We start from the raw sequence: 20,581 nt of genomic DNA, 5'->3' as shown, positions 1-20,581 counted from the left end.
GCATCGGGACGGGTTCAACGGCAAAGCTTCATGATGGTGCCATCGAAGTCAGGAAACTTCTGTGTGGCCTGCGCGATGATCGCCGTTGCCGACGCTCGGCGGTCCGGGGCGAATTGCTCCGCGACAGCTGCCAGGTCGCGATTGGCCTGGGGAGCCCAATCCGGCTCGGGCTCGTATGAGGTGGCTGCTTCCCACGGGCCGAAGCCGTCAGCCAGCAGCCACAGGAAGGCGCCCAGGTCGCGAGCGACAACGCCTGTCTCTCCTTCGGAGCCCAGAAAGACAACGGGCTGCTCCACCAGCTCCCGACCTGAACGAACCAGCCAGAATGCCGCGTTCCCGCCGGTGCCGTCCTGGCCAAACACGCGGAAGTTGTCGCCGTTCAGCTCGCTGTTGCCTGTCCACGCACGGAACCACTCGGTGGTCTCATCAGCAGTCAGAAAGGACTCGTAGGGTTCGAAGTCGACACCGTCCTCGCCCATGCACTCGAGCCGGACCGCCATGGCAGCGGCGAGCGGGGAGGGGAACTGGCGATCTTCGTTCGCGGTCATGCGAAGACAGTAGCGATCGGTTTGCGCTTGGCAGCATCGCCTGCTCCATATCCACCCCAGCCGAGACGAGGTTGAACGACAAGGTCAGCCATTGTCGTCCACGCCTCCTCGCAGTCCCCACTCATCGAGGCCGGAGTAGAAGTCGGGCCCTCTCCGCCAGGTGTCTGCCAGGCCCATCACCTCGCGCACCGGCGCATAGCCGTTCAGGTCGATGCCGTCGACGTCATCGCCGACGAGCTTGGTGACCTGTCTCGCCCACATAGATGCATGGTGAGCCAAAGCGAGCGACTCCACCCAGCCCTCGATGGTCGCGTGGAGGGGTGCCCATTCAACTGCCCGGATACCGAACTCACCAGACGGACTGATCATGAATGAGTAGGGGACTGCGGTCCGCTGCATCCCGGCTTCGAACCACCACCCTGCGGAGTCTGCTTCGGGCGAGTCCGGATCGAGGTACTTGGGGCCTCCGTCGTACTGCGGTGCGGGTGGCAAGAGCAGGCCGCCCCATCGCTCTTGGTAGGCCGCCATTCGATCGATCACCGCTGCTGGGATGTCCCGCTCAAGCCACCACTGCCTGTGCCCCTCGACGGGGCGAACGTCGACCTTGACGCCATGCGCGGCGACAAAGGATCGCGCTCGTCGAGTCAGGCCGGCGGGCACATCGTTGATGGGGTGAAGATTCACCCGAGGGACGCTACCCAGCAGCCGTGGGGAGAGCATGCCCGCGGCCGGCCTCCGTACCCAGAAGCGGCTCTCCCCCTGGTCCACGACCCCCATGCCGCACGTCTGAATAGCCGAAGCTGCCGATAGACGCCAGCGGACAAGCCCCTGCGCTCCTCCGGGGTCGGCCCACCGCCACCTCCCCGGCCGGACACTGACACCAGCCGGTCTTCCGGTATCCGCACGCACTGCAACATCGCAGTGCAATAGTTCTGCGACCTGACCAACACACCCAAACCCGCCACACTTCGGAGCCATCATGCGTAAGCCCGCCCTGTCCGCTGCCGCCCTCGTCATCGCCTTCGCGGCCATGACGGCATGCGGGTCGGGGAACGATCAGAAGAACGACCAGCCGAAGAACACCCCCACTGCAACCGCTGGCGTCCCGACCAAGCCGCCAGCGAAGGAGCTCACCGCCAGCGACATCTTCAAGGTCCTTTCCGGCAAGGTCGCGTCCGCCAAACTCTCGGGCGTTGTCACCGAGGACGACGACCCGAACCACCTCCTCGGCCGCCCCAACCAGTACACCAGCAAGGTCACGTTCACGGACTCCCGCATCAAGGTCGACGACGTCGCGGACCCGGAGCCCGGCAGCGTCGGGCTCGGCGGAGCGATCGAGGTCTTCACGACCGCAGCCGACTCCCAGGCCCGCGCCGACTACATCCAGAACGTCACCAAGGCCATGCCCATGCTCGCCGAGTACGACTTTGTCAGCGGCACCGTACTCATCCGCGTCAGCCGCTACCTCCCCCCGACTCAGGCCGCCGACTACAAGGCCGCTGCCGCCGCCCTCGGGTAGGCGCCACCACGCCGGCGGACCTGCCATCGCTTCCCTCTGGGCGGACACTGCAGGGAGCCCGAACGGCTCGTCGACACGACGAAGGCCGGACCCGCGAGGCAATGACCCACGTGAGCGCGTGTATCTGTCAAGCGTCCAGGTCAGCAGGGGGCGGACTCTCTTGAGTCCGCCCCCTGCAGTGTTTACGTGGAGCCCCGTCCTCCTCCTCGATGCAGCAGTGGTGCGGGATCCCGGCCTCCGCGTGGTTGCGGAGCTTGACCCTGCGGTCGCGGCGAGTGGATTCGGGGGAGACGACCTCGACGGCCAATCGCACTTCGTCCGGGCGAACAAGGTGCGATCACCGTCGTGGCCGGCGGTCGTCACCAATGGCTCCGGCTCGGTCCGGTTACGCTGATCGGACTTGCTCGTCATTTCTCGGGGCATCGACGAATGCCTGCCGGATCGCGACCGGCGAGTTGGCCCAGCACGGTGGGGATGGGCGATGCTGACGCAGCAGGCACGGTCTTCCGTTGCGGTGGTCAGTGAACTCGATAACTCCTGATCACCGAGGTCGTCCTTCACGCGTCCCGCCGACACAGCTTCGCTCGGACGATGGTGCGCCCCTTTGTGTCGGCTCACTGGAAAGAAATTACAGAGATAGGGTGCGCAGTGCGAACTCTCTGTCAATGCGTGTCGACTCTCTGGGGTCGCCTGCGCAGCTTATGGCCTCTCGGAGGAAAGTAGCCGTGCAGATCTGTGTAGTGGCGCTCGGAAAGATCGGCCTGCCGCTGGCTGTCCAGTTCGCTGCAAAAGGCCATCACGTCATCGGCGCCGACGTGGACGGACACGTCGTACACCTGGTCAATGAGGGCGTTGAGCCGTTCCCCGGCGAGGCCGGACTCGCTGAGAGGCTGAAGAGCGTCGTCGCGGAGGGGCGGCTGCTGGCCACCACCGACACGACCGCGGCGGTCATGCAGGCCGAGGCGGTAGTCCTGGTCGTTCCGGTATACGTCGACGCCCGGGGCACCCCCGACTTCGGCTGGATGGATACGGCGACGCGGGCTGTGGCCCGCGGGCTACGGCCCGGCACACTCGTGTCGTACGAGACGACACTGCCCGTCGGCACCACGCGAGGGCGCTGGGCGCCCATGCTCGAGCAGGGCAGCGGGCTGACCGCGGGCCGGGACTTCGCTCTCGTCTTCAGCCCCGAACGGGTGCTGACCGGGCGGGTATTCGCCGACCTGCGCCGCTACCCCAAGCTGCTCGGCGGCATCGACGCGGCGTCCGCGCGCCGAGGTGTCGAGTTCTACGAGTCCCTCCTCGACTTCGACGTACGAGACGAACTGCCTCGCCCCAACGGTGTCTGGAACCTCGGCTCGGCAGAGGCCGCGGAGTTCGCGAAGCTGGCCGAGACAACCTACCGTGACGTGAACATCGGGCTGGCGAACCAGTTCGCACGGTTCGCGGACCGCACCGGCATCGATGTGGACCTGGTGATCGACGCCTGCAACTCGCAGCCCTACAGCCACATCCACCGGCCCGGCATCGCCGTAGGCGGTCACTGCATTCCCATCTATCCGGCGATGTACCTGTGGAACGACTCGGACGCGACGGTCGTACGAGAGGCCCGTGCGACCAACGCCTCGATGCCCGAGTACGCGGTACGGCGGCTTGCGGAGGTGTACGGCGACCTGACCGGCGCAGGTGTGCTGGTATGGGGCGCTGCCTATCGGGGCGGCGTCAAGGAGACCGCGTTCTCCGGGGTGTTCCCCGTCGTCGAGGCGCTGCGGTCGCGCGGCGCCGAGCCGTACGTGTCCGACCCGCTGTACAGGGCCGATGAGCTGAGCGCACTCGGCCTGCCGCCGTACAGCGGCCAGACAGTCACCGCCGCCGTCATCCAAGCCGACCACGGCGAGTACCGGGAGCTCGGATCCGACCAGTTCCCGCAGGTGCGTGTCGTGGTCGACGGGCGGCGGATCACCGACCCCGACCGATGGGCCGGGGCCGAGGTGATCGTGCTTGGCGCGCCGTCGCCGACAGCTCAGCGGGCCTGAGATCCGCTCGTGTGATCTTCCAGCGCCCGCACCACGCGGGGTGCTGCTGTGCCGTCCCCGTACGGCATGCCGCGGGAGCTCTTGGGCGCAGGGCGCAGGACGATGTCGGACCATGCCTGGGAGCCCAGTTCACGAGGATCCGGCACGAGTGTGTTCCAGCCACCCCGGAGCGTTTCGGGCCATTCCGTCTCCGTGCGGAGTGTCGTGCAGACGCGCTCCAGCAGGAACGCCTCTTTCTGGAGTCCTCCCGAGTCGGTGATCACGCCGCGCGAGCCGAGCACCGTGCGGATCAGCTCGGCGTAGGGAAGGGGGCGGCTGACACGGAGAGAGCCGTGGTCGAGCTTGATGCCGAAGTCCTCGGCACGTGCGAGCAGCCGGGGGTGGGCGGCTAGGGCGACGGGAACCGGCAGACTGGCCAGGGCGTCCACGAGAGCGGCCAGGCGCTCGGGATGATCCGTGTTCTCGGCCCGGTGCAGTGTGGCGAAGAGGTAGGGCTCCTGGGCGTCGAGGAAGGCCGGAAGTGCGGCGGTGGCTTTGTCCCTCAGCACCTTGTCCCTGATGCGCAGGCAGACATCGACCATGACGTCCCCGGTCAGGATCGCGCGGTCGGCCAGGCCCTCGGCTGCCAGGTGGTGCACCGCCTCCTCGGTGGGTGCGAGCAGCAGATCGGCAGCGTGGTCGGTGAGGACGCGGTTGTGCTCCTCGGGCATCCGCCGGTTGAAAGAGCGCAGACCCGCTTCCAGGTGGGCCACGGGGATGTGCTGTTTGGCCGCGGAAAGGGCGCCGGCAAGAGTTGAGTTGGTGTCTCCGTAAACCAGCACCCATTCGGGATGTGCGGCGGCGATGACGGGATCGAGGGCCGCCAGGATGGTACCGGTCTGCACGCCGTGGGTGCCTGAGCCCACGCCCAGGTGGACATGGGGCTCAGGGATGGAGAGGCCGGTGAAGAAGACGTCGGACAGACCGGCGTCGTAATGCTGGCCGGTGTGGACGATCGTATGATGGTGCTCCGTGTTGCCGAACGCTGCGGCGACTGCGGCAAGCTTCACGAATTGGGGGCGCGCCCCCACTACACTCATGACCTTCACGGGCTCGACTTTTCTCGCTGTTGAGCTGAATCCTCGGTCAGAATTCCGTCTTTCTCTGCGTAGAGAATCCCCTTACTCGGGCACTCCCAGAATCCGACCCGATCCGGCAGTGCATGCAGACGCTCACCAGCTCGTCCCACCCATCCGATCTGATGGGCAGGGACACCGGCAACGAGGGCGAAATCCGGCACATTCTTGGTGACTACGGCCCCCGCGGCGACCATCGCCCAGCGGCCGATGCTGACCGGAGCCACACACACTGAGCGTGCGCCGAGTGACGCGCCCTCAGCGACCCGGACGCCGACCGCCTCCCAGTCACCGGCGCGTTTCAGACGTCCGTCCGCGTCGACGGCGCGAGGATTGCGGTCGTTCGTGAGGACGACCGCAGGCCCGACGAAGACGCCGTCGGCCAGCTCGGCAGGCTCATACACCAGCGCATGGTTCTGGATCTTGACCCTGTGGCCGATCTTCACCCCAGGTCCCACGTAGACCCCCCGGCCCACGACGCAGTCACAGCCGAGCACGGCTTCCTCGCGAATCTGCGCGAGCTCCCACACGGTGGTACCAGGGCTCAGCACGGCTGACTCGTTGACCTGCGCACCGGGCGCGATCCGCACCCGCGGAGACGCCACGTTCCCGCTGAGGTTCATGTGCTGAGCAACGAGCACGGACTGCTCCGGGCACGGCTTGCTGAGCCCTTTCCAACTCGGCTCGTTCAGCGGCCAGCTGGTCTGGCGAACGGAAGAAGTCCCTGGTAGACGGGGCCTCGACCAAGCGAAACGTCTCCACCAGAGGCGTCGCGTGCTCGTCTTCCCGTCCGGCGTCGACGTGGGCGCCGCCTACCGCGCGTGGGCGGGGCGCTCCTCGGCGAACGCCGAGGCTTGCATGTGGTAGGTGCGGGCGGCACAGCCGAGAGGCGGTGCGGACCTGGTGGGAGGAGACGGCCGGCGGTCCGGGCGACGGCGAAGGCCGAGAACGGTGAGGTGCTGTTCGCCGACCAGGTCGACATCCGTTCTGACCAGGCCACCGGCCGCACCTCGGGCGAGAAGGGCAACTTCATGGTGTTCACCGAGACCTTCGACGCGAAGGTCATGTGCCGTTTCCTCGACCGGCTCGCCCGGCCACTTCGACCGCAGGACTCACCTCGTGGTGGACGCGCACTCCGCACACTGCTCCCGCGAGCAGCAGGGCCCGCAGTCAGGCCCAACTTGCGGCCGAGCAGCAGATTCTTCCTGACTTCTGCACCTGGTGACCGGCTCGCCGAACCGGCTGGTTCCCTGGCGCTCGGCAGGGGTGCTCGTCACGACCGCTGGGTGACCATTGCCAGGGCCGGAGTGTGCGGGTGCCGCAGGCTCACAGACGCCTTCCTCCGGGCCGAGTCGAGGACCGCCTCCGCCACCTCGACCGTCCTCAGCCCCTGATCGAGAGTGACGATGTCCGTCGCCTTGCCGTCCACGGCATCACGGAACCGCTCGTGCTCGACGAGGAGCGGCTCGCGCTTGGGGATGGCGTAGCGGACCATGTCGCCCTCGGCTACGCCGCGGAAGGCGCGCAGCGCCTCCCACTCGGTGGTCACCGCTCCGTTGGCGTGGAAGGTCAGGTCTGCCGTGAGAGTGTCGGCGACGAGGCAGCCACGCTCGCCGGTCACCGCCGTGTAGCGCTCTTTGTGGGGACTGAGCCAGTTGACGAGGTGGCTGACCAGCGTGCCGTCGCTGAGGTCGCCGACCACGGAGACCATGTCCTCATGGGGGCGGCCGCTCTTGGACACCGTGCGCGCCGAGACCGAGACGTAGTGGTGGCCGGTGACCCAACCGGTGAGGTCGATGTCGTGGGTTGCCAGGTCCTTGACGACCCCGACGTCGGCGATGCGGTGCGGGAAGGGCCCCTGACGGCGCGTGACCACTTGGAAGACCTCCCCGAGTTCTCCCGCCTCGAGGCGGGAACGCAGGCTCTGCAGTGCCGGGTTGAACCGCTCGATGTGTCCCACACCGGCGACCAATCCGGCTCTGCCGAAGGCGTCGACCAGCCGTTGTGCGGCCGTTGCTGAGTGGGCGAGCGGCTTCTCGATCAGCGCGGGAACGCCGTTCTCGGCCAAGGCCAGGCCGACCTCCTCGTGCAACGCCGTGGGACAGGCGACCACCGCGTAGTCGAGTCCAAGCGTGAGCAGCTCGGGCAGGGAGGCGACGACGGGGGTACCTCGGCCGGCCCTCGTGGAATCGCCTGCCGGGTCCATGACGGCCACCAGCTCCACACCGTCGATTGACGAGAGCACCCGGGCGTGGTTGTGCCCCATGGCTCCAAGACCGATGAGCCCGGCCCGCAGGGTGCGCCGGCTCACCGTACTCCTCCGGGACCGCTCACGGCCTGTGCGATCCGCTCCAGCTCGGCCTGCCCCAGGGTCGGGTGAACCGGGAGGGACAGAACCTCGGCAGCTGCCCGATCGGTGTCGGGGAGGTACGGCCTGCCCTGGTCCTGATAGGGCCTGAGTCGGTGGATCGGGGTCGGGTAGTACACCGTGCTGCCGATGCCCTGTCGCGCCAGGTCCTGCTGCACGGAATCCCGGAGAGCGCCCGGGATGCGGACCGTGTACTGATGGTAGACGTGCCGCGCGCCGTCTGCCTCCTGTGGAAGCGGCAGTCCCTCGATGTGGGAGTCGAGTACCTTGGCGTTGGCTCTCCGCTGCTCCGTCCAGGCTGGTAGCTGCTTCAGCTGCTCACGGCCGACGGCCGCCGCGACGTCGGTCATCCGCATGTTGGCCCCGACAATCTCGTTCTCGTACCGCTGCTCCATGCCTTGGTTCCGCAAAAGCCGAAGGGTGCGGGCGAGGTGCGGATCGCCGGTCGAAATGATGCCGCCCTCGAGAGCGTGCATGTTCTTCGTCGGATAGAAGCTGAAGCATCCTGCCTCACCGAAGCTGCCGACGGGGCGTCCGTGCAGCGTGGCTCCGTGCGCCTGACACGCGTCCTCCAGTACGGCGAGCCCATGGCGTGCGGCAAGCTCCATCAGCTGGTCCATGGGCGCGGGGTGCCCGTACAGATGCACCGGCACGAGGGCCGCGGTGCGCGGACCGATCATCGCTGACGCGGCGAGCGGGTCGAGGCAGTAGGTGCCGGGCGTGATGTCGGCGAAGACGGGATCGGCGCCCACCAGGCGTACCGCGTTGGCGGTCGCCGCGAACGAGAACGAGGGCACCACGACCTCGTCTCCCGGCCCGATGCCCAAGGCCATGAGACTCAGCTGCAGGGCGGAGGTTCCGGAGTTGACCGCTACGCAGGCGCGTCCGTCGACGAACTCGGAGAACTCGTCTTCAAACGCGGCCACTTCTGGTCCCTGGACGACACGGCCACTACGCAGAACACGTACGGCCGCAGCGATCTCGGCTTCACCGATCACGGGTCTGGCCACCGGAATCGATGGAAAGGAGCGGGTCAATGGACTTATCCGTTCGGGGCGAGAGAGAGTCGACCTACGGTCAACTTCTGCTCACCCCACCCGGTTTTCCTGTGCGTCACATATTCACTCTTATGGACGATCAGTGGCGATACACGTCGCTTTATTCAGGAACGCATCGAGTGTGCGCGCCACGATAGGCGTCACCATGGGGGGTGCACCCTTTTCAACTTCAGTTCTTCTTGGTCGTGTGTCACGAACGCTGTGGGAGGCGTCGATGCAGGCGCTCCTGGAAGCAGTGCTGTCTGAGAGATTGAGGCTAGGCCGTTCGGATCAAGTTTCCCGCCACCTGGCGTGGTGACGCTTGCAACGCGTCTTAGTGGCTGTCATTACTGATTCAGTTCAAATGCTTGATTCCGGCGGCCCCTTCGATTGACGGGTAGGCAATGAAGGCAGGGAAGGACCCAGCGTGCAGCCGGAAGGGCGCTGCGGAGAGTGCGCGGGCATTCGCGGCTCTGATGCTACGGCGCCGCCGCCGTGCCTTCCTCTGGGTTGCCGGAGTCGTCGGTCTGTTGTCCGCCGCGTCGGCCGGTTTCCTGGTGTGGGAGGTCCGCGCGGTCCAGAGCAATCTTGCTGAGGCTCAGGCCGCCACTGACCGACTGCAAACGGAGATGGTCCGTCATCGCCGGCTCTCGGCCGAGGGGTTGGGCGACATCCGGAGACACGCAGCTGCCGCCCGGAGCGCGGCCGGCACGCCGGTGTGGAGCGTGGCCGAGAGCCTCCCACTGATCGGCCCACCGCTCCGTTCTGCCCGGGGGCTGAGTGTCGCCGCCGACCGGATGGCCACCGGGGTGCTGCCGGAGGCTCTGCGACTGCATCAGATACTCGCGTCCGGCCGGATCGTGTCCCACGGTCGCGTCGACCTCCGTCGGCTTTCGGCTGCCGCGGACCTGCTGGGGAATGTGGACCGTCAGCTGATCGGAATCAAGACGAGTTTGAACGGCCTGCCCGGCTCGACGGTGGTCGGTCGCCTCGACACGGCACGGCAGCGGCTGTCCGACCGAGTGGCACGCCTTTCCGACTCGGTCTCCGAGGCCGAGGCGAGGACGCGGCTGCTGATGCCTCTTCTGGGTGCCTCGGGGCCACGCTCCTACTTTCTTGCCTTCCAGAACAATGCCGAGGCCCGGGGCACCGGTGGCCTCGTAGGTACCTTCGGCATCTTGACAGCGGATCATGGTCGCATCACTTTGCACGACTTTGCGTCGGATGACACGCTGCCGCGTACCACTACTCCCGTGGCGAACTTCGGACCGGCGTTCGACCGCCGATACGGAGCTGCTGAGAGCACCCAGGGGCTGGCCAATTCCAATCTGTCCGCTCATTTTCCCTATGCGGCGCAGATCTGGGTGGGCTTGTGGCAGCGACATACGGGGCAGCGTCTCGACGGGGCCATCGCGACCGATCCTGTGGGACTCGCCCGTGTTCTCAAAGCCACGGGCCCGGTCCGACTTCCAGACGGAAAGCAGCTGACGGCGGAGAACACCGTAGAGTTCACCGAGAGCACCCTGTACGCGTCGTACAGCAACATCGAACGAAAGCGTTTCCTGGTACAGCTCGCACAGTCGGTCGCTGCTGCCTTGCTGGGTCACCACCACGATTCGGTGGCCCTTCTCCACGCACTGCGGCAGAACGCCGACGACGGCCGACTGCGTGTGTGGAGCACAGACGCCTCCACCGAGTCGGCACTCGAAGAAGCAGGACTGGCCGGCGACGTCCCCGAGAGAACAGGGCCGTTTGCCTATCTCGTGGTCAACAATTCCGCAGGCAATAAAATGGACTACTATCTGCGGCGGTCGCTGACCTACGAGCTTGGTCCTTGCGAGGGCGGTACTCGTTCCAGCGTGGTGCGAATCAGGCTGACAAACACCGCTCCCGCTGCGGGCCTGCCTGCCCTCGTCGCTCTCCGTTCCGACGATCCCCGACGCTCACACCTCCGGGGGTCCACAAGCATCTGGCTTTCGCTGTACGCCAGTTCCGGTGCGCGGTTCACCGGTGGGACTCTTGACGGGCGGCCACTTCTGTTGTCGTCGACCGAGGAGCGCGGCCACCCGGTACTCGGGACGCAGGTGGAACTCCTGCCCGGTCAGACGCGAGAAGTGGACATTCGTCTGCTGGAACCGGCTTCGGACCGCGCCCCCGTGGTGCCCCTGCAGCCGTTGGCATGGCCGCAGATCACCAAGGTGCGTGCCCAGCCGTGCGTGAAGTAGTCGGGCCGTTTGAGTGAACCCTCAAGAGGCCCACGCGGGCAGCGGAATGGTACCCACAGAAAATCAAGTACGCGAGAGCGCAAGAAATATTCTGACCACCCAGAAGGATGCGGCGGCGTCCGTGGCCATGCCGTCGGCAAAGTGCCGAAATAGATTCGGCAAATGACGACCTGCTGATCGGGGTTCACCTTGCGTGGGGAATGCGCGAGCAACGACAAGCTGACAGCGGTTCATCCTGCGGTGTTCCACACCGCACAGGAAAGCCGCGTTGTGCCGGGTGGTTGGTCTGGCGTTGCCGCCCGGTATCGTCGGCCGGCGGTGCAAGCCGCCATAGACGCCGTCGCCTGGACTTGCGGCCTGTTGATCGCCGGCCTGACCATCAGCGCTTCCGATCTGCTCGTCGGACCAGACGATCTGATGATCATCTGTGCTGTCACATCGACAGCAGCGGTACTGGCCGGCGCCGCGTGCGGGCTCTACTCCGGGCGCTATCAGGCGGAGACCGGAGCGGAGTTGTGCGCGGTGCTGGTCTCCGCCGGGCTGACCGGGCTCCTTCTGGAGGGCATCTGCCAGGCGGGGCTTCCCCTGGTGGGCGACAAGCCCGGCGTGGCCGGCCTCGCCGCCCTGGTCGGTGTGCTTGCCGTGATCACCGTGAGGGCCGCAGTCGCGGCCATCCGGCGCAGGCCGAGACGGCCCGCGCCGACCGCCGTCAAGGTGATCGTGTTTGGTGCAGGCAGCGCCGGAACGCAACTGGTGCAGCGGCTGATCGGTCAGCCTGGCGCCCGGTACCAACCGGTTGCCCTGCTGGATGACGACCCGGGCAAGCGCCGACTGCGGATCTGCGGTATCCGAGTGCGCGGCGGGCGCGAACGGCTTGCGGAGGTCGCTGCGGAGACCGGGGCGACGGTCATGGTGATCGCGATCGCAGGCGGGTGCCGGGACGGCCAGGTGATCCGTGAGCTGATCACACTGGCCGAGTCGATCGGCCTGATCACCAAGGTGATTCCGCGCGTTGAGGAACTGGTCGCCGGACCGGCGCGGATCGACGACGTCCGCGACCCGCGGATCACTCAGCTGCTGGGCCGCGATCCGATCCGGCTGGACCTTGAATCGGCTGCCGGTCAATTCGCCGGACGCCGCATCCTTGTCACCGGTGCCGGCGGTTCGATCGGTTCGGAGCTGTGCCGCCAGTTGCACCGGCTGGGTCCCGCGTCGCTGGTGATGCTCGACCGGGACGAATCAGCTCTGCACGCGGTCCAGCTCGCGCTGCACGGCCGTGCGCTGCTCGATTCCGACGAGGTTGTGCTCGCCGACATCACAGACGCCTCCCGCATCCACGAGGTCTTTGCGCAGACCCGCCCCGAGATCGTGTTCCACACGGCGGCGGTGAAGCATCTGCCGCTGCTCGAGCGGTATCCGGCCGAGGCGCTGAAGACGAACGTGACCGGCACGCTGAACGTGCTGCAAGCGGCTGCGGCCTGTGGCGTGCGGTCATTCGTGAACGTCTCCACCGACAAGGCGGCCGACCCGGCGAGCGTCCTCGGCACCTCCAAGCGGATCACCGAGCGGCTCACCGCACACATGGCCGGTGGATTCCCTGGAACCTGGGTGTCCGTCAGGTTCGGCAACGTCCTGGGCAGCAGGGGTTCTCTGCTCGGCTCGCTGTCCGCGCAGATCGCTGCGGGCGGCCCGGTCACCGTGACCCACCCTCAGGTCGCTCGCTACTTCATGACAGCCACCGAAGCCGTCCAACTGGTACTGCAGGCCGTGGCCGTCGGGGAGAGCGGTGAGGTCCTCGTCCTTGACATGGGAGACCAGGTCCGCATCGTCGACCTCGCCCGCCGTATGGCCGCCGCCGCATCGCGGCCCGTCGAGATCGTCTTCACCGGCCTGCGACCTGGAGAAAAGCTGACCGAGGATCTGTTGGGCAAGGGGGAGCCTGACCACCGGCCGAGGCATCCGCTGGTCAGGCAGGTGCCGGTGCCCGTACTCGATGCCGGTGAGGTCGTCGGCATCGGTCACCTCACCGATCCGGATGAGGTACGCGCCGCCTTGGCGCGTCTCGCCGCCGCGCCCGGACCTGAGCAGCCGGCCGGCCAGCCCGTGCTGCCCGGCCAGCCCGAAAAGGCGGAGGCCAGCACATGACCGCGCCGCCTCTGCCAGGCCGGTACCCGGCAGACTCGGAGATCCCGGAGGCGCCCACCGCGGTGTCCGGCGGCGCCCGGGTCGTCAACCAGGAGCCTCACCGCAGGTCGTACCGCGGCAAGCGCCTGCTGGACCTGGTCGTGGTCAGCCTGATCATCGTGCCGGCCGCGCTGCTCTGCGCGATCGCCGCGCTGGCGCACCTGCTCGCGCATGGCAGACCCGTACTCTTCCGTCAGCAGCGGGTCGGCCGCGACGGCCGTCTGTTCGTGCTGCTGAAGCTGCGCACGATGCGGAATGTTCCAGCCGGCCCGGAGAGGCCGGGTGACGCCGATACTGCCCGGGTGACCGCAGTCGGTCGGGTATTGCGCCGCACGTCCCTTGACGAGTTGCCGCAGTTGGTCAATGTGCTGCGTGGACAGATGAGCCTGGTCGGGCCTCGGCCGACCTTGCCCTACCAGGTACGCCGGTACACCGGTCGTCAGCAGCTGCGGCTGGTGGCCACCCCCGGCCTCACCGGCCTGGCGCAGGTGCACGGGCGACAGCGGCTGAGCTGGCCGGAGCGCATCGAGTGGGATCTGCGTTACGTCCTCCGCCAGAGCTTCCGGCTCGACCTGGCCATCTTGTTCCTCACCGTCTGGACGGTCCTGGCCGGGCGCGGAGCCACCGCCGGCCACGACAGCGATCCGATCGCCCGCGAACCAGAAAGGATGCTCTCAGGTGCCTGACAGCAACGTCCGGATCCGGCTTGCCAGCCCCGATCTCGGTGAGGAGGAAGGGGAGGCGGTACGCAGGGTCCTGCGCAGCGGTGTTCTCACCAACGGCGTGGAGAACGAGGCCTTCGCGCAGGAGTTCGCCGACCGGCATCAGGCTCGGTTCGGCGTGACGTTCTGCACCGGCACGACCGCGCTGCATGCGATGTTGCTAGCCGAGGGCATCGGCCCAGGCGACGAGGTGATCGTCCCGTCGATGACCTTCGTCGCCACCGCGACATCGGTGTGCCACGTCGGGGCCACCCCGGTGTTCGCCGACATCGACCCACGGACGTTCAACCTCGACCCGGTATCGGTCGCGGCCCGGATCACCCAGGCCACACGGGCGGTCATGACCGTCCACTACGCCGGGCAGCCCGGTGACCTCGACGGGCTGGCGGGGGTATGCGGCGCGGCCGGCGTGCCGTTGCTGGAGGACGCCGCGCAGGCGGCCGGCGCCGAGTACCGCGGCAGACCGGTCGGCACCTTCGGCCGGTCTGCCATGTTCAGCTTCACTCCTACCAAGAACATCACTACCGGTGAGGGCGGCATTGTGCTGACCAACGACCCGGGCGTCGCGGAGCGGCTGAAACTGCTCCGCAACCATGGCCAGACCGGGCTGTACCAGCATGAGAGCCTCGGCTACAACTGGCGGCTGACCGAGATGCAGGCCGCGATCGGCCGGGTGCAGCTGCGCAAGCTGGACGGCATCCTGGGGCGCAAACAGCTGATCGCGGAATCACTGACCCGGCGGCTGGCCGGGCTGCCCGGCCTGACGACGCCGCATCAGCTACCCGATGTCCGGGGAACCTGGATGCTCTACACCTGCCTGCTTCCCGGCGTCCGCGACCAAGTGCTCGCCGACCTGTTGGACCAGGGCATCGAAGCACGGATCTACTTCCCGCCGGTACACCGGCAGCCGATCTTCGCCCGGCGGGACGGCGGCACCTGGGAGGCCGCGGCACTGCCGGTGACCGAGGCCGTCGCCCAGGCGATGCTCTCGCTGCCAGTGCACCACCGGCTGACGGAGGCCGAGGTGGCTGAGATCGCCGACGCGGTGACCACCGCCGTCGGCCGGGCAACCGAGTCGCCGGATGCCACGGATCGGCCGATGCCGGTCGGTGCCCGGTGACCGCGCATCGCGAGCGGGCGTACACGACCTGGGTGTGATGGGCCAAACCGCGCCCAGGTCCTGGCCGCGCTGCCCGGTGTACGTCTGGTCGCGGCCCGCGACGGGACCTGACCGGCGGCACGGTGGTGCCCGGCCTGCCCGTGCTGCCGGTCCTGTACCAGTCGCTCGCGCTGGACGTGGACTCCTGCAGGGGATCTGCACAGACGCCGGGTGCTGGGGATTCCGTGATCGAGCCGGACGGTCAGGGCTCCCGGGCCCTGGCGGGGACGCCGACGACCAGCTGACCGACGGCGACATCGCGGGTCACCAGAGCCGCGGCGCCGACCATGGCGGATGGCCCGATCCGCCGGCCTTGCAGCACGGCGGCGTTACTGCCCACCGTGGACCCGGCGCCGATGGTCACGTTGCCGGCGATGTTGGCCCCCGGCAGGATCGTCACGAAATCATCGAGTACCGTGTCATGACCGATGCTGGCCTGGTAGTTGACCTGGACGTGTGCGCCGGTGACGGTCCCGGTGGAGATGAACGTTTGACCCAGCACAACGCAGCCACGCCCGATCCTGGCGCCGGGGGAGACAACCGCACGCGGGTCGATCACTGTCGCCGCTCGCAGGCCGCGATCTTCGAACTCGCGGGCCAGCCTGCGGCGCGCGCCGGCGTCGGCGATCGCGACCACGAACTCGTCCCGCTGCCCGCCGGAGGCAGCCAACTGCCCGGGCAGCAGCACCGGACAGCCGTCCACCGTAGTGGCTGCCGGGTGCTCGTCCACGAAAACAACCTCGGGTGCCGCGGCTGTCGCCCTCACCGCGTCCAGCGTCTCCCTGCCGAAACCGCCTGCGCCCACGATGTGCAGCGTCACAGCCGTGCCTCCGTCACCGGGCCCCCGCGCCGCGCCGGTTCCGAGACCGCGGCGAGGAATGCGCCCGCCAGCGCGGTCATGCCGTGATGCTGGTAGACCCAGCGGCGGCCGCGCTCGCCCATCCGCTCCCGCTCGGTCTCGCTCATCGCGGCCAGCCCGGCCAGCGCGTCCGCCATGTCCGCCGGTGACTCGGCGGGCACGCACACGCCGCCGCCGGACTCGCGCACCGGGCCGCCGGGCGCGTTGCTCGCGAACAGCACAGGCTTGCCGGACGCCAAGTAGTCGAACAGCTTGTTGCTGCTCAGGCCGTACTTGAAGACCGCGACGTCGCGCAGGCAGAACAGCGTCACGTCCAACTCGGCCAGCACGGCCGGCACGGCCTGCTTCGGCACCGGCGGCCAGAACAGCACGTTGTCCAGGCCATGCCGGTGAGCGAGCCGTTGACACGCGGCCTTCTCCTGGCCGTCACCGACCATCACCACAGCGACCCGCGGATGGCCGGGGCCCCGCAACTCCGCCGCGGCCGCGACAATGGTCGCCACCCCGTTGGCCGGTCCGTGCGAGCCGATGTAGCCGGCGGTGAGACAACCATCCTTGCGGAAGCGCCTGATCCGCTCGATCAGGTCGGCGGCCCGGTTCCCGGGGTCCGCAACGTTCGGGCCGGGCGGCTCACCCGGTGCCATCGGCCGGGGGAAGTCGGCGATCCCGTTCGGCACGTAATGGATTTTGTCGGCCGGGAGACCACGGGCCTTCAGGTAGTCGGCGGCACCGGGCAGCAGGCAGATCACGGCGGACGCACGCCGGCAGCAGAAGGACTCGGCCAGCCGGAGCAGCCGGGCAGGCAGCCCGTTCGCGCGCAGTGCGCCCATGTCGATCAGTGTCTGCGGCCACAGATCGCGTACCTCGAAGACGAAGCGGGCGCGGCGGACGCGGGCCGCCAGCCAGGCGGCGAGCACCGCGGCCAGGTGTACCGATGAGCCGACGATCACATCCGGCCGGTTCAGGCCGCGCTGCGCCGAGAGTACCCGGGCCGCATAGTGGGCCATGTTCAGCACGCGGCGGTATCCGTTGCCGGTGTAGGGCGGCGTGCGAACCCAGACGAAGCGGACGCCGTCGATCGTCCGGGTGGCCACCTTCTCGCCGGGCGCGAGCCGTTCCTCGCGCCTGCTGAAATGGCTGAAGCCGCTGGCGAAGATGGTGACGTCATGTCCCTTCGCCGCCAGAACCCGGCCCAGCTCGTAGTGCCGGGTGCCGGCGGCGCAGTCCGGTGGCGCCGCGTAGTGGTTGAAGATCCAGATCCTCATGTCCTCACCTCCGCCGAAGTCGCCCTGCCGCACCTGACGGCGTGCTGAGCCATGGGCTCGTCGTGGGCCCGTGGCGCCAGTACGTCGATGATCCTGACGGCGGCTTCACCGCCACCGCAGGGTGTTGGCGGCCCGGCCACTGCCGCCGGCAGCTCTCGGAGATCGGGCACCAGGACGTTCGAGCCCTGCGGAGTCTCCGGCCACTCCGTCTCGGCGCGCAGTGTGCGGCGTGGGACCTCGAGCACCAACGCCCCTTCCGCGGGCCGCCGGGGTCGGTGATCAGCCCGTCGGCTCCGGCCGACGTGGCGTTCACGCTCCGGTGGGGCAGCGGCTCTGCCGAGTGGCCGATCGAGCGTCGCGAGCATCCTGGACGTCTGCGTGACCTGGCTGGCCGAGCCGGCTTCCAGGTTCAGGTCCGGACGCGGGACGCCGAGTTCGTCGGAGAAGGATTGGGACAGCAGATGGTCGTAGTGCCGGCCGGCGTGCACGATCAGCTGTTCATCGCCGCGGCGGGCGAGTCGCCACGCGACCGGGGCCGGCCGGACGATCCGCGGACGTGCGCCGACCACGCTGAGCACCTTCACAGCTGCCTTCTCCTGTCCTGCCCGGTCGTCCGCGCCGGAAAGCCTTCTCCCGGCGTCTGGCCAAGGCGGCGATGGCCGGCCCGGCGACCAGAAATCTACTACTCACCGCGCATGTGTCACTACTTTCTGCTACCCGTGCCGCTACATTGTGCCTGCCTGCAGAGGCGGCGAGAGCATCCGCCGCTCCCAGCAGCACCGATCCGACTCGCGACTCCGGAGGCCGTTCCCTGGTGCTGTCGATCACGAAGAGTCTCCGAGCCCGGCTGCCGGGGGTAAGTCCGGCGGCGATCGGGGGAACACTGGCCACGCGATTGCTGGCCACGGCGATGAGCTTCGCGGCGGGCGTCATCACCGCGAGGGCACTCGGGGTGGGAGGCAGGGCCACCTTCGCGGTCATGATCTCGGTCCCCTCCGTGCTGAGCATCGTCACGGTCCTGGGTGTGGACAACGCCAACGCCCGGTTCGCCGGGACCTCGCACACCGCATTCCGGCAGATCGTCCGGTGGAGCCTGGTGTTCTCCATGGTTTCGGGTTCCGCACTGGCGGGGCTGTGGCTGCTGCTCGGTCATCTCTGGCCGGCCGTGCTGCTCGGCGTGCCGTACCGGCTTGCGCTGCTCGTGGCCGCCATATGTCCGGTGAGCCTGCTGACCACGCTGCTCGGTATGGCTGAGCTCGGTCGCGGCCGGGTCTTGATGTACAACCTGCTCAGCATCGTCCCCGCGGCCGGCTACCTCGTCGGTGTCTGCGGCCTGCTCGCCGCGGGTTCGCTGACCCCCATCAGCTGCTTCCTGTCGGTGCTGGCCGGCCAGTTGCTCTGCGCCGCGATGCTGCTGATCGCGTCCACCACCCGCGTCCACGCCGATGGTGAACCCCTCGTCGGCCGTACCTTCGGCAGCTTCGCCATCAGGTCCTATCTCCCGAACCTGATCCACTACGGATTGCTGCGCCTGGACGTGCCGGTGATCCAGACGCTCGCCGGGGCGACGGCCGTGGCCGTGTACGCGGTGGCGCTGCCCCTGGCAGAGGGGCTGCTCCTGCTGTCGACGACGGTCGCGCTGGTGATGTTTCCCGCCGTTACTTCCGGTGCAGTCGATGCGCGGGCAGCGGCCAGGATTGCCCGGACCGTGTTCGTTGCCGCCGCCACGGCGGCAGCCGTGACGGCGGCAGCCGCACCCATCCTGATCCCAGCGGTCTACGGGCGGCCGTACTCCGGTGCCGTGCCGGTGATCTGGGCGATGCTCCCCGGCCTCGTGTTGTTCAGTGCGGCCCGCTCGGTCCAGCCCTACCTGGCGGCCGCCGGCCTGCTCCGGCCGGTGATCACGGCCACTGTGATCGGTGCGATGGTCAACATCGCGCTGCTCGTGGCCTTGACGCCCCACTATGCCGCGGTCGGTGCCGGCGCCGCCGACTCGGCCGGGTACCTGGTGCTCGCCGTCCTGCTCGCCCACGGCGTGCGCTCGGCTGTCCGCGCCCGCCGGCGCCACCCGGCTGAGTGCGCCGGTGACGAGGCGGCGGCACCGGCGCGCCGGCCCACCGGGCGCCTGTCGGTCAAGACGCTCGGAGACCGCTGGCGGGGCGCGTACCCGAGGCAGGTGAGGCCCGTTCTGGCCAGTAGAGGACTCATGGTGGCGGCGGTACTCCTGACCGTGGCGGGTGCCGGCTGGCTCGCGACGGCGTACAGCCCTGCCCTCAGTGTCGCCGGCGCCGTAGGCGCCGCCGCCACGCTCGTGGTCATTGTGCTGGTCCTGGTCCCAGAGGCGGGTCTGTGTGTACTCGCGGCGGCCATCCCGTTCTCACAGTCCGACATCGGCGACTCGCTGATCACCCCGAGTGTGCTGATCGCTCTCATGCTCGTCTGCCTGCTGGGCCGCGTCATCGCCGGCCGGGGGATCGCGCGGCCGAAGCCTGCCGGTGTCCTGATCACCGTTGGCACGATCGGTTACCTGGTGGCCTCCAGCGTCCTGGTCGGCGATGCCGATCCGCTGGGTGCCGACAAATGGCAGTACCTACTGCTGATGTGCGCGCCGCTGATGCTGCTGCCGCTGGTCGCCGAACCTGGACGGGCTCTCGACCGGGCGCTCGTGGTGTTCTGTTGCGGCAGCGTGATCGTGGCCTTGATCAACATCGTCCGGATCGGCTCCGTCTTCGCGGCGAAGTCGGGTCTGGCACCTGCTGACACCGCCGTTCTGGCCATCACTCAAGAGGACACGGCCAACCACAACGCCGTGGGTGCCCTGTTCGTCATGGCGGCCGCGGTCCTGCTCAGGCGTTACCCGGCCGTCCGGGCGCCCCTGCTGCGGCTGGCGATCGGCGCGGGGGTCGTCGTGCTCGCCCTGGGGGTCGCGTACTCACTGAGCCGCGCGGCCTATCTGGCGGGAATCTCGGTGATCGCGCTCTACGCCGCCCGTAGATCGCTGCGTGGTGTCCTGGCCCTGAGTGTCGGCGCGGCCTGCCTGGTACCGCTGCTGCCGGCCGCGATCGCGGCCCGGTTCGACTCGATCGTCGGCGGCGCGCCGGACGTCAACTCCGCGGTACGGCTCGATCTGTGGAGCAGCGCACTACGGATGTTCGAGGCGCACCCGGCTTTCGGTGTCGGGTATCTGAACTTCGCCAACCATTTGCCCGTTTACTACCAGGCCACAGGTGATTACGAGGTCATGCTCCTCCAGTTCCCGCTCCTGCACTTCGCTCACAACACCTACCTGACAGTCCTCTCGCAGACCGGCCTGGTGGGCGCGGCCGGGATCGGCACGCTTGTCGTGCTCGGCGTCCGCCGGGCGTGGCGCGCGGCTCGATCCGGTGATCCTGCGGGCGAGCCGGCGCTGCTGGCCATGGCCGGTGCCGGGGTCTGCTCGCTGTTCGGCGAGGTCCTGCTGGTCCCACCCCTGCTGGCCGGTCTGATGCTGATCATCCTGGCCGCGAAGCCGGCTCCGGACAACGGACCGCTACCGGTGGCGCGATGA

General features: G+C 68.3%; 15 protein-coding genes. 7 read left to right on the top strand and 8 right to left on the bottom strand.

Annotated features, from left to right (window positions below):
- Positions 1-14: 14 nt before the first annotated feature.
- Positions 15-548 (bottom strand): SMI1/KNR4 family protein, encoded by a 534-nt coding sequence (locus ACZ5TL_RS22725; RefSeq protein ID WP_468591948.1) that lies wholly within the window; start codon positions 546-548, stop codon positions 15-17.
- 84 nt (positions 549-632) lie between these two features.
- On the bottom strand, positions 633-1,232 hold the full coding sequence (locus ACZ5TL_RS22720) for a hypothetical protein (protein WP_468591947.1): 600 nt from the start codon (positions 1,230-1,232) through the stop codon (positions 633-635).
- 295 nt (positions 1,233-1,527) lie between these two features.
- Between ACZ5TL_RS22720 and ACZ5TL_RS22715 the strand changes: the two genes are divergently transcribed.
- Both ACZ5TL_RS22715 and ACZ5TL_RS22710 read left to right on the top strand, forming a co-directional pair.
- Complete coding sequence (locus ACZ5TL_RS22715; RefSeq protein ID WP_468591946.1) at positions 1,528-2,067, top strand: hypothetical protein; 540 nt, start codon at positions 1,528-1,530, stop codon at positions 2,065-2,067.
- Between the two features lie 725 nt (positions 2,068-2,792).
- The gene (locus ACZ5TL_RS22710) at positions 2,793-4,100 is read left to right on the top strand and encodes a nucleotide sugar dehydrogenase (RefSeq protein ID WP_468591945.1); all 1,308 of its coding nucleotides are present in this window, start codon (positions 2,793-2,795) and stop codon (positions 4,098-4,100) included.
- Here the strand turns inward: ACZ5TL_RS22710 and wecB are convergent.
- The 4 genes from wecB to ACZ5TL_RS22690 all read right to left on the bottom strand — a co-directional run bounded on the left by wecB (position 4,088) and on the right by ACZ5TL_RS22690 (position 8,620).
- Entirely contained in the window at positions 4,088-5,188 is a 1,101-nt protein-coding gene (gene wecB, locus ACZ5TL_RS22705) for a non-hydrolyzing UDP-N-acetylglucosamine 2-epimerase (RefSeq protein ID WP_468591944.1), read from the bottom strand. The genes ACZ5TL_RS22710 and wecB overlap by 13 nt on opposite strands.
- Positions 5,185-5,838, bottom strand: a complete 654-nt coding sequence (locus ACZ5TL_RS22700; RefSeq protein WP_468592085.1) for an acyltransferase — start codon at positions 5,836-5,838, stop codon at positions 5,185-5,187. Before ACZ5TL_RS22700 ends, wecB begins: the two co-directional genes overlap by 4 nt.
- A gap of 650 nt (positions 5,839-6,488) precedes the next feature.
- Entirely contained in the window at positions 6,489-7,481 is a 993-nt protein-coding gene (locus tag ACZ5TL_RS22695; RefSeq protein ID WP_468592083.1) for a Gfo/Idh/MocA family protein, read from the bottom strand.
- 41 nt (positions 7,482-7,522) lie between these two features.
- A complete protein-coding gene (locus ACZ5TL_RS22690) occupies positions 7,523-8,620 on the bottom strand; it encodes a DegT/DnrJ/EryC1/StrS family aminotransferase (protein ID WP_468591943.1) in 1,098 nt (365 codons plus the stop codon).
- 530 nt (positions 8,621-9,150) lie between these two features.
- Between ACZ5TL_RS22690 and ACZ5TL_RS22685 the strand changes: the two genes are divergently transcribed.
- The 4 genes from ACZ5TL_RS22685 to ACZ5TL_RS22670 all read left to right on the top strand — a co-directional run bounded on the left by ACZ5TL_RS22685 (position 9,151) and on the right by ACZ5TL_RS22670 (position 14,871).
- Positions 9,151-10,845: a DUF4012 domain-containing protein gene (locus ACZ5TL_RS22685; RefSeq protein ID WP_468591942.1), complete on the top strand. Its 1,695-nt coding sequence runs from the start codon at positions 9,151-9,153 to the stop codon at positions 10,843-10,845.
- Positions 10,846-11,085: 240 nt separating this feature from the next.
- The gene (locus ACZ5TL_RS22680) at positions 11,086-12,990 is read left to right on the top strand and encodes an SDR family NAD(P)-dependent oxidoreductase (protein WP_468591941.1); all 1,905 of its coding nucleotides are present in this window, start codon (positions 11,086-11,088) and stop codon (positions 12,988-12,990) included.
- 62 nt (positions 12,991-13,052) lie between these two features.
- Positions 13,053-13,715 carry a sugar transferase gene (locus ACZ5TL_RS22675; RefSeq protein WP_468591940.1) on the top strand — a complete coding sequence of 221 codons (663 nt, stop codon included), beginning with the start codon at positions 13,053-13,055 and terminating at the stop codon, positions 13,713-13,715.
- Positions 13,708-14,871: a DegT/DnrJ/EryC1/StrS family aminotransferase gene (locus ACZ5TL_RS22670; protein ID WP_468591939.1), complete on the top strand. Its 1,164-nt coding sequence runs from the start codon at positions 13,708-13,710 to the stop codon at positions 14,869-14,871. Before ACZ5TL_RS22675 ends, ACZ5TL_RS22670 begins: the two co-directional genes overlap by 8 nt.
- A gap of 241 nt (positions 14,872-15,112) precedes the next feature.
- Here the strand turns inward: ACZ5TL_RS22670 and ACZ5TL_RS22665 are convergent, their stop codons facing one another.
- Together ACZ5TL_RS22665 and ACZ5TL_RS22660 are read right to left on the bottom strand one after the other, a co-directional pair.
- Positions 15,113-15,730, bottom strand: coding sequence for an acetyltransferase (locus tag ACZ5TL_RS22665; protein ID WP_468591938.1), 618 nt, complete (start codon positions 15,728-15,730; stop codon positions 15,113-15,115).
- A complete protein-coding gene (locus ACZ5TL_RS22660; RefSeq protein WP_468591937.1) occupies positions 15,727-17,034 on the bottom strand; it encodes a glycosyltransferase family 4 protein in 1,308 nt (435 codons plus the stop codon). The genes ACZ5TL_RS22665 and ACZ5TL_RS22660 overlap by 4 nt, the downstream gene beginning before the upstream one ends.
- Before the next feature lie 814 nt (positions 17,035-17,848).
- On the opposite strand from ACZ5TL_RS22660, the gene ACZ5TL_RS22655 reads away from it, so the two are divergent.
- Positions 17,849-20,581 (top strand): O-antigen ligase family protein, encoded by a 2,733-nt coding sequence (locus tag ACZ5TL_RS22655; RefSeq protein ID WP_468591936.1) that lies wholly within the window; start codon positions 17,849-17,851, stop codon positions 20,579-20,581.

The sequence above is a fragment of the Streptomyces sp. NPDC033136 genome (genome assembly GCF_055578235.1).
This window is presented reverse-complemented; position numbering and strand designations above follow the sequence as displayed.